The organism is Pseudoxanthomonas sp. JBR18, assembly GCF_028198165.1.
Classification (GTDB): domain Bacteria; phylum Pseudomonadota; class Gammaproteobacteria; order Xanthomonadales; family Xanthomonadaceae; genus Pseudoxanthomonas_A.
This window is the reverse complement of sequence record NZ_CP116339.1, coordinates 3,053,391-3,067,168: the sequence shown is the minus strand read 5'-3', so window position 1 is coordinate 3,067,168 and position 13,778 is coordinate 3,053,391. Positions and strand designations below refer to the sequence as shown.

The following is a 13,778-nucleotide window of genomic DNA, read 5'->3' as shown; positions in this document are numbered from 1 at the left end:
CCCCGCAAGAAGTAAAGCCGCGCGTGCCCGGCATTTTTTGTAGCGCCCAGCTCGCTCGGCTGAGGCGCTACCGGTGAAGCTCCCAGCGCAGCAAGCTGCGCGCTACCGGCTCGGGTCCTGATCGGCCCAGGGCGACTTGCCGCCCTCGGCGATGAAGCGCTCGATCCGTGCGTCCAGCACCGGCAGCGGCACCGAGCCCAGCGACAGCACCGCGTCGTGGAAGTTGCGGATGTCGAACTTGTCGCCCAGCGCCGCTTGCGCCTGCTTGCGCAACTTCAGGATCTCCAGCTCGCCCAGGTAGTAGGACAGGGCCTGGCCCGGCCAGGCGATGTAGCGATCCACCTCGGTGGTGATCTCGTGCTCGCTCAGGGCGGCGTTGTCGCGCAGGTAGGCCAGCGCCTGTTCGCGGGTCCAGCCTTGGTGGTGGACGCCGGTATCGATGACCAGCCGTGCCGCGCGCCACATCTGGTAGGTCAGGTAGCCAAAGCGCTCGTAGGGCGTGGTGTACATGCCCATTTCCTGGCCCAGGTATTCGCAGTACAGCGCCCAGCCCTCGCCATAGGCGGAGATATAGGTGTAGCGGCGAAAGTCGGGCAGATCGGTGTCTTCGGCCGCCAGCGACATCTGCAGCGAGTGACCTGGCGAGGACTCATGCAGGGTCAGCGCCGGCAGCACGTACAGCGGCCGCGACGGCAGGTTGTAGGTGTTGAGCCAATAGGTGTCCATGCCGCCGCGGCCACCGGTGTAGAACGGGGCCAGGTCGTCGGGCACCGGCTTGATGGTGAAGCGCTGGCGCGGCACCCGGCCGAAGAACTTCCCCAGGTTGCCGTCCATGGTCTTGGCGATCCAGGCCGCGTGGTCCAGCAGTTCCTGCGGGGTCTTGGCATAGAACTGCGGATCGGTGCGCAGGAAGGTCAGAAACTCGGAGAAGCTGCCCTTGAAGCCCACCTCGTCCATCACCTGCTGCATCTGCTTGCGCAGGCTGGCCACTTCCTCAAGGCCAATGCGGTGGATCTGCTCGGGATCCATGTCTTCGGTGACGAACTCGCGGATCTGCGCGCGGTAGTAGGCCTTGCCATCGGGCATGGCTTCGGCGGCCAACGTCTTGCGTGCCTTGGGGAAGTACTCCTGGCGGATGAAGTGCAGCAGCTTGTCGTAGGCCGGGATCACGCTGCTGGAGATCGCCGCCAGCGCCTGCTGCCGCAGTTGGGCCTGTTCGGCGGCGGGGATGCTGGACGGCATCTGCTTGAACGGGGTGTAGAACAGATTGGCTTCGCCCTTGGCGTTGGCCACATCGGCAATCGATTGGTCGCGGCCGGTCAAGGTCACGCGCGGCACGCTGAAACCACGCGCCAGGCCCGCGCGCATGTTGCGGGTCTGGTCGTCGAAGTAGCGCGGGATATCGGCCAGCTGGGCCAGGTAACGGCGATAGTCCTCGGCGTTGTGGAAGGTGCCGCGCGCGGTGAACCCCAGGTTGGTCCAGAACGCGGTGTCGCTGTTGAACGGCATCTCCCAGGCATGGAAGCGCTGCTGGTCCAGCAGTACCTGGATCTGCTGCTGGTAGACCTGGTAGTTGACCTGGTCCACCGCCGACAGCTGGTCCTGGGGGATAGTCTTCAGTTCGCCCATCACCTGCTGCCAGTAAGCGGTGCGCATGGCCTGGGTGGCCGGATCGACCTTGGGCAGGTGATCGGCCGGCCTGCTGTTACCGTTTTCGTCATCGCCACCGGCGTCCTGCTCCTGGCGCCAGGCCCATTCGCGCGTGTACAGCGCCTTGAAGCGCGCCGCCGCATCGCTGGCCGGGGCGGTGCCGGTGGTGGGCGCCACGGCGGCGCTGGCATCGCCAGCGTGGACGGCCAGACCGGTGCTGGTCATGGCCAGCAGCAGCGCCAAGGACAGGGGGGCACGAAAGCTCATGGAGTCTCCTTGGTGTTGGGGGCAGCCGGTGCGGCCTGGACCTGTGCGATCCACGCATCGATCCGTGCATCCAGCAGGTCCAGCGGCATGGCGCCGCCGCCGAGGATCTCGTCGTGGAAGGCGCGGATGTCGAACTTGTCGCCCAGCGCCTGTTTGGCCTTGGCGCGCAGCGCCAGGATGTCCAGCTGGCCCAGCTTGTAGCCCAGCGCCTGGCCCGGCCAGACGATGTAGCGGTCGGTCTCGGCCTGGATGCTGGGCTCGTCGTCGGACGGGTGGGCGTGGAAGAAGTCCACCATCTGCTGGCGGGTCCAGTGCTTGTAGTGCACGCCGGTATCCAGGACCAGGCGGTTGGCACGCAGCAGTTCCCCGGCCAGGTGGCCATAGGCGCTGTAAGGATCCTTGTAGAAGCCCACCTCGCCGGCCAGGCGTTCGGCATACAGCGCCCAGCCTTCGATGAAGGCGTTGTAGCCGGCCTGCTGGCGGAACGGCGGCAGCGGCAGGGTCTGGGCCAGCGAGATCTGCAGGTGATGGCCAGGCACGCCCTCGTGGTAGGCGGTGGTCTCGATGTTGACCAAGGTGCGCTCGGTGGCATCGTTGGCATTGACCATCACGATGGCCGGCTTGGTGCCTTGCGGGTTGCTTTGCCAGTACTCGGCACCGGGCGCCTCGCGGCGGAACGCCGGCATGCCCTGCACGATCAACGGCGTCTTGGGCAGGCGGCCGAACAGCTTGGGCAGCTCGGGCTCCATCCCGGCGATATAGCCGCGATAGAGGTCCAGGATCTGCTCGCTGTTCTTGGCGAAGTGCGACTTGTCGGTGGCCACCGCCTCGCGGAAGCTGGCCAGGTCCGGATAACCCTGGGCCTTGGCGATCGCGGTCATCTCGCCCTCGATCCGCGCCACCTCGCTCAGGCCGATCTGGTGGATCTCCTCGGGCGACTTGTCGGTGGTGGTCTGGGTGTGGATGGCAAACCGGTAACGCGCATCGCCATCGGGCAAGGACCACAAGCCTTCGTGCTCACGCCCTTGCGCGGCGTACTCGTCGCGCACGAACGCGGCCAGCTTGGTATAGGCCGGGCGCACCTGGTCATCGATGGCCGCGATCAACTGCGCGCGCAGTTGCTCACGCTGGGCCGGATCGGCCACGGCCTGGTCGAGCTTTTTCAGCGGCGAGGCAAACGCGCTGTCGGCCCCAGAGGGCGCTGCGATCTTGGTGATCTGTGCGGGCAGCTTTTCCAGCAGATAGCGCGGCTGGATGAGGTGGTCCTTGGCGCCCTGGCGCGAGACCTCGATCACCTGGTCGATCACCACCGGCACCGCCTGCAGGCGCTTGATGTAGTCCTGGAAATCCTTGGCATCGTCGAACGGAAACGCATCGCCCTGCCCGGCCAGCGACAGCTGGATGCCGCCCACCGGTTCCAGCGGCATTTCGTAATTCTTCAGCCGGATCGACTCCAGTTTGTCCTGCAGCTGGCCCAGCATCATCTTCAGGCTGAGCTGGCGCTGCTCGTCCAGTGCACGCGCATCGACCGCCTTGAACCGGGCCAGCAAATCGGCCGTGGCCTTGCGGTCGGCCTCGACCGCGGCCAGCGAGTAGTCACTCCAGCGGTCGTTGTAGCGCTTGTCGCCAATGATGCTGGCGAACTCCGGGCTGTGCTGCAGCTGGTACTGCCACTGCACGTCCAGCAACGCATCAAAGGCCTTGGCGGCCTGCTGCGCAGAGGCCGCACTGCTTGAGACCTGGGACGTTGGCGCCTGCGCATCCGGCTTGCAGGCCGTACACAAGGCAGCAGCCAGCACGCTGGCAACAAGAGGACGGAACAGGTTCATGCACTCACTCCATGGAAGGCCACGATGCGGCCATGACAAGACCGACGAAAAACTAAAAGCCAGCGCGCGCGGTCACTGCGAGCGCGGTCCGCGCGCGCGGCCATCTAGGCGAACGGCCGGTCGATGGCCGGCGATGGCGGCGTGAACCACTGCGCACCGCGTTCGGTCACGTAGAAATGGTCTTCCAGCCGCACCCCGAACTCACCCGGGACCACGATCATCGGTTCGTTGCTGCAGCACATGCCGGGCTGCAGCAGCGTGGCGTTGCCACGGACCACATACGGCGCCTCGTGGATCGAAAGTCCACAGCCGTGGCCGGTACGATGCGGCAGGCCAGGCAGCCGGTAATCGGGACCAAGCCCGGCCGCTTCGAGCACCGCACGCGCGGCAGCGTCGACCGACTCACAGCTCACGCCCGGGCGCACCGCGGCAAACGCAGCAGCCTGCGCGGCCTGCTCCAGGTCCCAGATCCGGCGCTGCGCGTCGCTGGGCGTGCCGAAGATCCAGGTGCGGGTGATGTCCGAGTGGTAGCCCTGCACGGTGCAGCCGGTGTCGATCAGGACCAGCTGGCCTTCCTGCAGGTGCTGCACGCCAGGGATGCCATGCGGGAAGGCGGTGGCATGGCCGAACTGGACGATGCAGAAGGTCGACCCGTTGTCGGCGCCCAGCGCGCGATGGGCCTGGTCGATGAAGCGCACCAGTTCGTCGGTGCCGATGCCGGCGTGGGCGATGCCCGCCGCCAACCGATGGACCTGCAAGGTCATGTCGCAGGCCTGCTGCATCAACGCCAGTTCGGCCGCGGATTTGCACATGCGGCAACCGTCGATGATCGCGCTGGCATCGACGATGGCGGCCGCATCCAGATGCGCGCGCAAGCCGGTGTGCACGCCGAAGGCGATGCCCGGGTCCAACGCTAACTTGGTGGCGCCCTGGGCGGCCATGGCCTGCACCACCAGCGCGTACGGGTCCTGGTGTTCTTCCCACAAGCGCTTGGCGACCGGCACCTTGAGCACCGCATCCAACGAGCCTTCCTCGAACACCGGGCAGATCAGCTGCGGCTCGCCTTGCGCGGTCAGCAGCATGGCCACCAAGCGTTCGGTCGCGCCCCACGGCACGCCGGTGAAATAGCGCAGCGAAGTCCCGGCACCGACCAGCAGCGCGTCCACGCCCTGCTCGCGCATCAGCGCGCGGGCGCGGGCGATGCGCTGCTGGTATTCATCGGCGCCGATGGCCGGTGCCAACGTTGTCCATGGCTGCAGCTGCGCCCGGGCCTCGGCCAGGCTCAGGCCACCGATCTGGCCGCTCATGCCACCACCTCCACATCGGCACAGGTCCACTGCCCATCGACCAGGCGCTGGATCCGCGCCGGGTTCGCATCGCGCAGTTCCACCGGCAGCAGCACATCGGGCACCGCGTCGTAGCTGTGCAGCGCGGCGAAGCGATGGATCGCCGCCGGCATGCCCACCGAGGTGAAGCCTGGATGGCCGGTGCTGGGGAACGGTCCCCCGTGGTTCTGGGCCGCGCTGACCGCCACCCCCGTCGGCATCTTGCTGTTGATCAAACGGCCCACGCGCGCGCGCAGGACCGGGGCGATCGCGCGCCAGGCCTCGTCATCGCTGCCGTCGGCGGCGCGATACATGGTGCCGGTGAGGTTGCCCTGGAAGGCGCTCGCCACCGCGACCATCTGTTCGGTGCCGTCCACCCGCACCACCAGACTGACCGGGCCAAACGCCTCGGTCTGCAGCGCCTGCGGGTGGGCGAGGAAATCGCCCGCATCCACGCTCAGCAGGGTTGGCGCGTAGCGGAAGCCCGCACCCTCGCCCGCCGTGCCGCCGGCCAGCAGGGCGGCCCCGGCGTCACGCAAGGTGGCCACGCCCTGCGCCAGGTGGGTCACACCGCCCTGCGAGAACAGCACCATCGGCGCGGCCCCGGCAAAGTGCTCGGTCGCCGCCGCCACGAAGGCATCACCGGCCGGGCTGCGGGGCACCACCAGCACGCCGGGATTGGTACAGAACTGGCCGCTGCCCATCGTGCAGGAGGCAAAGAACTCCTGCGCCAGCGCCTGGCCGCGTTCGGCCAGTGCGCCCGGCAGGACGAACACCGGGTTGACGCTGGACAGCTCGGCGTAGAACAGCACGCCGGCGGCGTCGGCGGCCGCCTTCAGCGCCAGTCCACCGGCCCGGCTGCCAGTAAAGCCGATCGCGCCCAGGCGCGTATCGCCGGCCAGCTTGAGGCCAAGCGCGTTGTCGAACTGGTACAGCATCTGCACCGCGGCCGGCGGCAGCCCGGCCTCCTCCAGCGCCCGATGCGCCAGCTGCGCCATGCGCTCGCTGGTGGCAGGGTGCAACGGATGGGCCTTGGCGATCACCGGGTTGCGCGCGGCGATGGCCGAGGCAAAGTCGCTGCCGGCGATGGCATTGAAGGCGAACGGGAAATTATTCGGGCCGAACACCAGCACCGGCTTGCCCAGCGGCGCCAGGTGCGCGCGCAGGCCGGCGGCGGTATCGATGGTCGGGGTGGTCCAGGCATGCTCACGCACCGCCTTGGCCGCCTGGCGCAGCTGGCCACTGGTGCGCGGAAGCTCATTGCCGCGCAGGCGGGTTGGCCCGGGCAATGCCGTTTCCTGGTGGGCCAGGGCCACCAGGGTGTCGGCATCGGCCTCCAGTGCAGCGGCATACGCGTCCAGGAACGCGGCAATGCGTTCAACTGGCGCCGCCGCCAGGGTGGCTGCCACCTCGCAGGCGGCAGCCAGCGCCGCCTCGATATCGTCCGCGCCGCTGATCGGGAAGCACGGCCCGATCACCTCACCGGTGGTCGGGTCGTTTGCATGAAAACCACCCTGGGGGGACAGACTTTGCTGCCAGCGTCCGGCCAGCAGGACGGGTTGTTTCGAAGCATTCATCACGGTCTCCAAGACGGGGACATCGGCCTGCACCGGGCACGCCGGCGCAGGCATTCAACGGCGCGGCGGAGCAGGCTCCGCCAGGGCCTTACAGCGCAGGCTTGGTGGCGATGGCCTGGTCGATCACCTGCAATGCCGCGGCGCGTTCGGCACCTTCCACGACCAAGCGTGGGGCACGCACGGTTTCGCTGCCCATGCCAACCTTGGCCTGGACCAGCTTGATCAACTGCACGAACTTGGGAACCGTATCCAACCGCAGCAGCGGCAGAAACCAGTGGTAGAGCTCGGCCGCGGCCGGGTAGCCGCCGTCGCGGGCCAGTTCGAACAGCTTCACCGACTCCACCGGATACGCATTGACCAGGCCGGCGATCCAGCCTTCGGCGCCCATGGCCAGGCCTTCGACGATGGCGTCGTCCATGCCCACCAGCAGCACCAGGCGCTCGCCCAGCAGTTCCTTGATGGCGGCGAAGCGGCGGATCTCGCCCGAGGATTCCTTGACCGCCTGCAGGTTGGGGAACTCAGCAGCCAGCTCCGCGATCTGCGCCGGGAGGATATCGGTGCGATAGGCCACCGGGTTGTTGTATAGAATGCTGGGCAGGTCGGTGGCGCTCAGCACCGCGCGCGCGTAGGCCTTGGCCTCGTGCCAATCGGACGAATACACGTACACCGGCAGCACCATCAGCCCGCGCGCACCGGCGTCCTTGGCGGCCTGGGCCAGCCTGACCGCTTCGGCGGTGGACAGCGAGGCGATGCCCGGCACCACCGGCACGCGCTCGCCGACCGCCTTGACCAGGGTGGTGATGATGGCGACCTTCTCATCGAAAGACAGCGTGGCCGCTTCGCCCAGCGAACCCAGCGGCACGATGGCGGTGCAACCGGCGTCCACCAGCTGGCCGGCGTGCTTGGCCAGGAAGGCATGATCGACGCTGCCGTCGGCATTGAATGGGGTGGTGATGGCGGGCAGGACGCCCTTCCAGAAAGGTGCATTGCTCATGGGGATATCCCTTGCGATGGATCGGTGAATGAGTCGGCCAGCGCCGCAAGGCGGACCGGGAACAACGGCGGCCGGCGGCCGCCATCGGTGGAAAGCTCGGGCCGGCCCAGGCCCAGTTCGGCAAGCGCGGTGCCACAGACCCGCCCTTGGCAGGCGCCCATGCCGCAGCGCGATTGCAGCTTGGCCTCGCGGCTATCGGCAAAGCCGGCCAGTTCACCCAGGGTCACGTCCTCGCAGCGGCAGACGGTGGTGGTGGCCGTCGCCAGCGCGTGCACGCGTGGGGTGAGTGCGAACTGGCGCCGCAGCAGGCTGGCGAAAGCCCGCGCGCGGTGCCGGCGCGGGGTCAGCGCATGCGCGGCCGCGTTGGCGTCGGCGGCCATGTGACCGGCGATGGCGCCTTCGACCAGGGCACAGTCGAGGCCGCCGATGCCGCAGGCCTCGCCCACGGCAAAGACGTGTTCGATGCTGGTGCGCTGCTGGGCATCGACCGCCACCTGCGGATGGGCGCCGACGTATTCGATGCGGCAGCCGAGCAACTGCGCCAGCTCGGTGTTGGGCACCAGCCCATAGCCGACCGCCAACTGGTCGCAGGCGATGCGCTGGCGGCCGAGCGGGCCTTCGATCTCCACTTCGCGCAAGCAGGTATCGCCATGGGCGGCAACCACCACGCTGCTGCTGCGATACGCAACGCCCGCCAGCTGCGCACGCAGCGCCACCGCCTGCGCCGCCTTGCCCGGCCAGCGCGCAAGTCGCACAGCGAAGCCTGCCAATGCGCCAGCCGAGGCTTGTTCGTGGATTCCCAGCACCACCGCGCCATGGGCCTTGAGGGTGGCCGCGCTGGCCAGCAGCAACGGACCACTGCCGGCGACCAGCACCCGCTTGCCGGCCAGCGGCCAGCCTTGCTTGGCCAACGCCTGCGCGCCACCCGCACCGGTCACGCCGGGCAGGGTCCAACCCGGGAACGGCAGCAGCAGTTCGCGCGCCCCGGTGGCCAGCACCAGCCTGTCGTAGTGCAGCTGGCACGCGCCATCAGGACCATCGGCGAGCAGCCAGCCCGGTTGCGACAAGGTCACCTGGGTCTGCGCGAGCCAGTCGATGCCCTGGTGATGCAGCGTGGCCAACGCACGTTGCGCCACAGCCGGCACCCCCTGGTCGATATCGTGTCGCCAGACCTGGCCGCCCGCGCGCGGCTGCGCATCGACCAGGCCAACGCGTGCGCCATGGCTGGCCGCCGCCTGCGCCGCGGCCAGCCCGGCCGGGCCGGCACCGACCACCAGCACCTGGTAATGGCGGACCGGCTCAAGCATCGGTGGACACCTGCATGCCCTCGCGGGCCGGCGTCATGCACGCACGCAACTGGGCAACGCCGTCGATTTGCACCCGGCACTCGAAGCACACGCCCATGCCGCACAGGGGCGCGCGCGGCTGACCGCTGCGCGATCGCCGGAACGGCACGCCCAGCGTCGCCACCGCGGCGGCGACGCTGGCACCGGCCGGCACTTCGACCCGCTGGCCATTGACGTTGAGGCCAATCAGGCCGGGCACAGCGCGCGTGGAAGTGGTGTCGCTCATGCCGCCTCTCGCGTCAGCGCGCGCGCCGGGTCGTAAGGGATCGGGTCGATGGCCGGGGTGCGCCCAAGCAGCCCATCGATGAGCAACCGCGCGCTTCCCAGCGCGGTGGTGACGCCCAGCCCTTCGTGTCCGGCTGCCACCCAGACCTGACCACGTCCAGGCACCTGGCCCAGGTAAGGGCGGCCATCGGGCGTGGCCGGACGCAACCCGGTCCAGACCCGGAGCGCCTGCAGCCCACGCAGCATCGGCAGAAACGCGAACGCCCGCTCCAGCATCTGCCGCAGCAGCGGCATCGAGATCTCCCGATCACTCACTCCGACCTGGCGCGATGAGCCGATCAGCAGCTGCCCGGTTGGACGCGGCTGCACGTTGAAGGCCACGCTGGTGGCCGCATCGCCATGCGCCGAATCGGCATAGCCCAGTTCCAGCAGCTGGTGCCGGATCCGCCCCGGATAACGGTCGGTGATCACCAACTGGCCCTTGCGCGGATATACCTTGAGTTCGGGCAGCAGCTGCGGCACCGCAAGGCCGCTGGCCACCAGCACCGGCCCGGACAGCCGCTGGCCATCGTCCAGGCGCACGCCATCGGCGAGCAGCTCGGTCACCCGCCGGCCGGCGAACAGTTGCCCACCGGCCTGCAAGGCCTTGTCCACCAGATAGCGCGCCATGCGCGGTGGGTACACCACTGCCTCGCCCGGCACCCGCATGCCGCCCGCCAGGCCCGAGACCAGCGCCGGTTCCAACGCGTACAACTGCTGGGCATCCACCACCTCGGCCGCCAGCCCCGCCGCCGCCAGGCGCGCGATCTTGGCCGGCACCACGGCCAGCTCGCTTTCGTTGCGCGCCACCCACAGGGTGCCGCAGCGGCTGAATTCGGCCTCTCGCAACTCGGCATAGCGCTCCCACAGGCCCAGCGAATAGGCTGAAAGCGCCAACTCGGCCGGATCGTCGTCCATGGCCACCAGATGCCCCATCGCCGCCGCCGTCGCCCCGCCGCCCACCGGGCCGGGCTCGACCAACGCCACGCGCAGGCCCTCACCCGCCGCCGCTTCGGCACAGGCCGCCCCGACAATGCCGGCGCCGACCACGATGAGGTCGTAAACGATCATTCCGGGATTGGCACCCTGGCCCCGATGCCCCAGGCAAACGGATCGGCCGGGTCGATCAACAGCTGCGACCGCGCGGTGACGTAGGCCTGGCCGGAGATGCGCGGGACAATGCCGCGCCCGGAGGGAGACACGCTGAAGCTGCCTTCGAACACACTGCCCAGGATGCCTTGCTGCACCCAGACCTGGCCTGGCGCCAGTTTGCCGTCGGCCGCCAGGCAGGCCAGCTTGGCGCTGGTGCCGGTGCCGCAGGGCGAGCGATCGTATGCAAGCCCCGGGCACAACACGAAGTTGCGCGCCTGGCCGCTGCCGTCCGGTGCCGGGCCGTTGACTTCGACATGGTCGATCTCGCCCCCGGCCTGTCCGGTGATCCCGGCGGTCTCAAGCGCGATCCGGATCGCCTCGGTGTAGGCCGTGAGCTGGCGCTGGTGGGCCAGGTCCAGCGGATAGGGCGACTGCTCGGTGATGAAGAACCAGTTGCCGCCCCAGGCCACATCGCCTCGTAACTGACCGTAGCCTGGCACGTCCACCACCACGCCAGCCGCATGGCGATAGCTCTCGACGTTGTCGATGGTCACGCGCCCGTCCTCCGCCAGCTCCACCGCCACGGTGCCCACCGGCGTCTCGATCCGGTGCTGGCCAGGCCCGATGCGGCCCAGCTGCGCCAGGGTCGCCACCACGCCCAGGGTGCCGTGGCCACACATGCCCAGGGTGCCCACGTTGTTGAAGAAGATCACGCCGGTGCACGCCGCGGGATCGCGCGCGGGCAGCAACAGCGCACCGACCATGGTGTCCGAGCCGCGCGGTTCGCAGGCAATGGCGCTACGCCAGTGGTCGTACTGGCGGCTGAAACGCTCGCGACACTCCGCCAGGCTTCCCGCGCCCAGGTCCGGGAACCCTGACAGGACCACCCGGGTCGGTTCACCGGCGCTGTGGGAGTCAATGACGTCGATCGTGTGCATGCCACATCCTCACATCTGGGCACCGGGAGCGACTAGCGTCCAATCCCGGGCCGCGATGCGGAAATTCGCACAATTTCGCCACCGTCTACGGGCCCGTGCTTTGCGCTAGGATCGTGAACTCCGCCCTGGCTGGGCGGTGTCCCCGCCGCAACGGCGATGCGTTTGGTCACCACCATGCAGCTCAACCTTCCCGCGCTGGAAATGCAGACATTGTTCGATGCACTGCCCGACGTGGTGTTCTTCATCAAGGACCGCGAAGGCCGCTATACCCATTGCAACCTGACCCTGGTGCGCCGGCTGGGGCGCAAACAGCGCAGCGAGGTCATCGGCAATTCGCCGCTGGATGTGTTCCCCCTGCCACTGGGCGGTAGCTACCTGATGCAGGACCGTCGCGTGCTCTGCGGCGAGGTCATCGACAACCAGTTGGAAGTGCACCTGTATCCCAACCGCCTGCCCGGCTGGTGCCTGACCTTCAAGCGCCCGGTGTGCGAAGACAACGATGTGATCGGCGTGGTCGGCGTGTCGCGCGACCTGGGCCAGCCCGACAACCGTCATAGCGCCTTCGAACGCCTGAACACGGTCATGGAATTCATGCAGAAGCGTTTCGGCGAGAACCTGCGCGTCCAGACCCTGGCGGATCTGGCCGGCCTGTCGGTGGCACAACTGGAGCGACACTTCCGCCGCGTCTTCCAGGTCACCCCGCAGCAGTTGCTGACCAAGCTGCGCATCGAGGCGGCCATGCGCCTGCTGCACGGCGAGGACAGCATCGCCAGCATCGGCCAGCAGTGCGGCTTTGCCGACCAGAGCGCCTTCGCACGCCAGTTCAAGGCCACCGTGGGCATGACACCGCGCGACTACCGCACCTTGCGCGGCTAAGCCGCGGCGCGGTCGGGGCCGCCGGCACCAGTGGGCCGGTGCAGAATTCGGCATGGCGCCCACGCCTGGCTTTCACCTTGGCTTAAAGGCCGCGCACAGGCTGGGTGCTAGCATGTAGCCCCCTGAAAAAGTGCCTCGATATGGTCAGTTTTTTCCGCCGCAAAAAGCCCGATGACGCCTCCGGCAAGGATGGCAGCACCCGGCGCTACAGCGTGGAAGAACTGGCTGCGGCGTTCCCGGACCCACGCCCGGCGCCGCCACAGCAGGACGATCCCGTCACCGCGGTTGAGCAGGCCCGACAGGCATCCGCGGCCGAGGAACCGGCCGCCCCGCAGACGCCTGACACGCAGCGCTTTGTCCCGCCCGATCAAGGCCAACCAGACGTCGTGACGCCCGCACCGGCGCCACCCTCCGCTCCGCCTGCCGCGCAGCCGGAAACGCCAGTCGCCGTTGAACCGGCCGTGTCGACGCCGACCACCCCGCTGCTCGCGCAGCCGCCCGTGGTGGCCGTTGCGCCGGCGGTGGTCGCCCCCCCGCCGGACCCGGATCCTGCCCCGGCACCGGATCCTGCCCCGGCGCCAAGCTTTGCCACCACCGAAAAACCCGCCGCCCCGGCCGGCAAGACCGGCTGGCGCGAGCGCCTGCGCGGCAGCGCGTTCGCGCGCAGCTTCGGCGGGCTGTTCTCGCGCAATCCCAAGCTCGACGACGACCTGCTGGACGAGATCGAGACCGCGCTGATCACCGCCGATGTTGGGGTCACCGCCACCACCGCGCTGGTCGAATCCCTGCGCAAGCGGATGAAGGCACGCGAGTTCGTCGATGCCAACGCGCTGCTGGCCGCGCTGCGCGCCGAACTGATCGCCATCCTCAAGCCGGTCGCCGTGCCGCTGGCCATCGACCGCGACGCCAAGCCCTTCGTGGTGCTGACCGTGGGCGTCAACGGCGTGGGCAAGACCACGACCATCGGCAAGCTGGCCAAGCGCTTCAAGGACGATGGCTTCAGCCTGATGCTGGCCGCTGGCGACACCTTCCGTGCCGCGGCCGTGGCCCAGCTGCAGGCCTGGGGTGAGCGCAATGGTGTGACGGTGGTGGCCCAGGGCCAGAACGCGGATGCGGCGTCGGTGGCTTTCGACGCGCTGCAGGCCGGCAAGGCCCGCGGCACCCAGGTGCTGATCGCCGATACCGCCGGCCGCCTGCACACCCAGACCGGGCTGATGAACGAGCTGGGCAAGATCCGCCGCGTATTGGGCAAGATCGACGACGCCGCCCCGCACGAGGTGCTGATGGTGATCGACGGCACCACCGGCCAGAACGCGCTCTCCCAGCTGCGACAGTTCCATGCCGCGGTGGGCGTGACCGGCCTGGTGGTGACCAAGCTGGATGGCACCGCCAAGGGCGGCGTGGTGTTCGCCCTGGCCCGCGAATTCGGCATTCCGATCCGCTATGCCGGCATCGGCGAGCGCCCGGAAGACCTGCGCGTGTTCGATGCCGAATCCTTCGTCGACGCCCTGCTGCCCGAAGCGCTGGGCAGCGCGGCCTAGCAACAGATCGCTGACGCCCCCCTGTAGAGCCGAGCTCGCTCGGCTGGAGCTGTCCCGATAAAGCCCCGCCGAGCAAGCT

At 68.7% G+C, this 13,778-nt stretch carries 11 protein-coding genes; 2 read left to right on the top strand and 9 right to left on the bottom strand.

The window, feature by feature from the left end:
* Positions 1 to 102: 102 nt before the first annotated feature.
* The 9 genes from PJ250_RS13850 to PJ250_RS13810 all read right to left on the bottom strand — a co-directional run bounded on the left by PJ250_RS13850 (position 103) and on the right by PJ250_RS13810 (position 11,282).
* The gene (locus tag PJ250_RS13850; protein ID WP_271645164.1) at positions 103 to 1,917 is read right to left on the bottom strand and encodes a DUF885 domain-containing protein; all 1,815 of its coding nucleotides are present in this window, start codon (positions 1,915 to 1,917) and stop codon (positions 103 to 105) included.
* The gene (locus PJ250_RS13845) at positions 1,914 to 3,746 is read right to left on the bottom strand and encodes a DUF885 domain-containing protein (RefSeq protein ID WP_271645163.1); all 1,833 of its coding nucleotides are present in this window, start codon (positions 3,744 to 3,746) and stop codon (positions 1,914 to 1,916) included. The genes PJ250_RS13850 and PJ250_RS13845 overlap by 4 nt, the downstream gene beginning before the upstream one ends.
* Before the next feature lie 104 nt (positions 3,747 to 3,850).
* Positions 3,851 to 5,053, bottom strand: a complete 1,203-nt coding sequence (locus tag PJ250_RS13840) for a M24 family metallopeptidase (protein ID WP_271645162.1) — start codon at positions 5,051 to 5,053, stop codon at positions 3,851 to 3,853.
* A complete protein-coding gene (locus PJ250_RS13835; protein ID WP_271645161.1) occupies positions 5,050 to 6,648 on the bottom strand; it encodes an aldehyde dehydrogenase family protein in 1,599 nt (532 codons plus the stop codon). Before PJ250_RS13835 ends, PJ250_RS13840 begins: the two co-directional genes overlap by 4 nt.
* An 88-nt stretch (positions 6,649 to 6,736) precedes the next feature.
* A complete protein-coding gene (locus tag PJ250_RS13830; RefSeq protein WP_271645160.1) occupies positions 6,737 to 7,642 on the bottom strand; it encodes a dihydrodipicolinate synthase family protein in 906 nt (301 codons plus the stop codon).
* Entirely contained in the window at positions 7,639 to 8,949 is a 1,311-nt protein-coding gene (locus tag PJ250_RS13825; RefSeq protein ID WP_271645159.1) for an NAD(P)/FAD-dependent oxidoreductase, read from the bottom strand. The genes PJ250_RS13830 and PJ250_RS13825 overlap by 4 nt, the downstream gene beginning before the upstream one ends.
* On the bottom strand, positions 8,942 to 9,187 hold the full coding sequence (locus PJ250_RS13820) for a (2Fe-2S)-binding protein (protein ID WP_271648649.1): 246 nt from the start codon (positions 9,185 to 9,187) through the stop codon (positions 8,942 to 8,944). Before PJ250_RS13820 ends, PJ250_RS13825 begins: the two co-directional genes overlap by 8 nt.
* A 23-nt stretch (positions 9,188 to 9,210) precedes the next feature.
* Positions 9,211 to 10,323, bottom strand: a complete 1,113-nt coding sequence (locus PJ250_RS13815) for an NAD(P)/FAD-dependent oxidoreductase (protein WP_271645158.1) — start codon at positions 10,321 to 10,323, stop codon at positions 9,211 to 9,213.
* Complete coding sequence (locus PJ250_RS13810; RefSeq protein WP_271645157.1) at positions 10,320 to 11,282, bottom strand: proline racemase family protein; 963 nt, start codon at positions 11,280 to 11,282, stop codon at positions 10,320 to 10,322. Before PJ250_RS13810 ends, PJ250_RS13815 begins: the two co-directional genes overlap by 4 nt.
* A gap of 156 nt (positions 11,283 to 11,438) precedes the next feature.
* On the opposite strand from PJ250_RS13810, the gene PJ250_RS13805 reads away from it, so the two are divergent.
* Both PJ250_RS13805 and ftsY read left to right on the top strand, forming a co-directional pair.
* A complete protein-coding gene (locus tag PJ250_RS13805) occupies positions 11,439 to 12,158 on the top strand; it encodes an AraC family transcriptional regulator (RefSeq protein ID WP_271645156.1) in 720 nt (239 codons plus the stop codon).
* A gap of 140 nt (positions 12,159 to 12,298) precedes the next feature.
* Positions 12,299 to 13,699 (top strand): signal recognition particle-docking protein FtsY, encoded by a 1,401-nt coding sequence (gene ftsY, locus PJ250_RS13800; RefSeq protein WP_271645155.1) that lies wholly within the window; start codon positions 12,299 to 12,301, stop codon positions 13,697 to 13,699.
* Positions 13,700 to 13,778: the final 79 nt, after the last annotated feature.

Coding starts and splice junctions, on each gene's coding strand:
- PJ250_RS13815 (WP_271645158.1), bottom strand. CDS start 10,323: ATGATCGTTTACGACCTCATCGTGGTCGGCGCCGGCATTGTCGGGGCG.
- PJ250_RS13825 (WP_271645159.1), bottom strand. CDS start 8,949: ATGCTTGAGCCGGTCCGCCATTACCAGGTGCTGGTGGTCGGTGCCGGC.
- PJ250_RS13805 (WP_271645156.1), top strand. CDS start 11,439: ATGCGTTTGGTCACCACCATGCAGCTCAACCTTCCCGCGCTGGAAATG.
- PJ250_RS13850 (WP_271645164.1), bottom strand. CDS start 1,917: ATGAGCTTTCGTGCCCCCCTGTCCTTGGCGCTGCTGCTGGCCATGACC.
- ftsY (WP_271645155.1), top strand. CDS start 12,299: ATGGTCAGTTTTTTCCGCCGCAAAAAGCCCGATGACGCCTCCGGCAAG.
- PJ250_RS13830 (WP_271645160.1), bottom strand. CDS start 7,642: ATGAGCAATGCACCTTTCTGGAAGGGCGTCCTGCCCGCCATCACCACC.
- PJ250_RS13840 (WP_271645162.1), bottom strand. CDS start 5,053: ATGAGCGGCCAGATCGGTGGCCTGAGCCTGGCCGAGGCCCGGGCGCAG.
- PJ250_RS13810 (WP_271645157.1), bottom strand. CDS start 11,282: ATGCACACGATCGACGTCATTGACTCCCACAGCGCCGGTGAACCGACC.
- PJ250_RS13845 (WP_271645163.1), bottom strand. CDS start 3,746: ATGAACCTGTTCCGTCCTCTTGTTGCCAGCGTGCTGGCTGCTGCCTTG.
- PJ250_RS13835 (WP_271645161.1), bottom strand. CDS start 6,648: ATGAATGCTTCGAAACAACCCGTCCTGCTGGCCGGACGCTGGCAGCAA.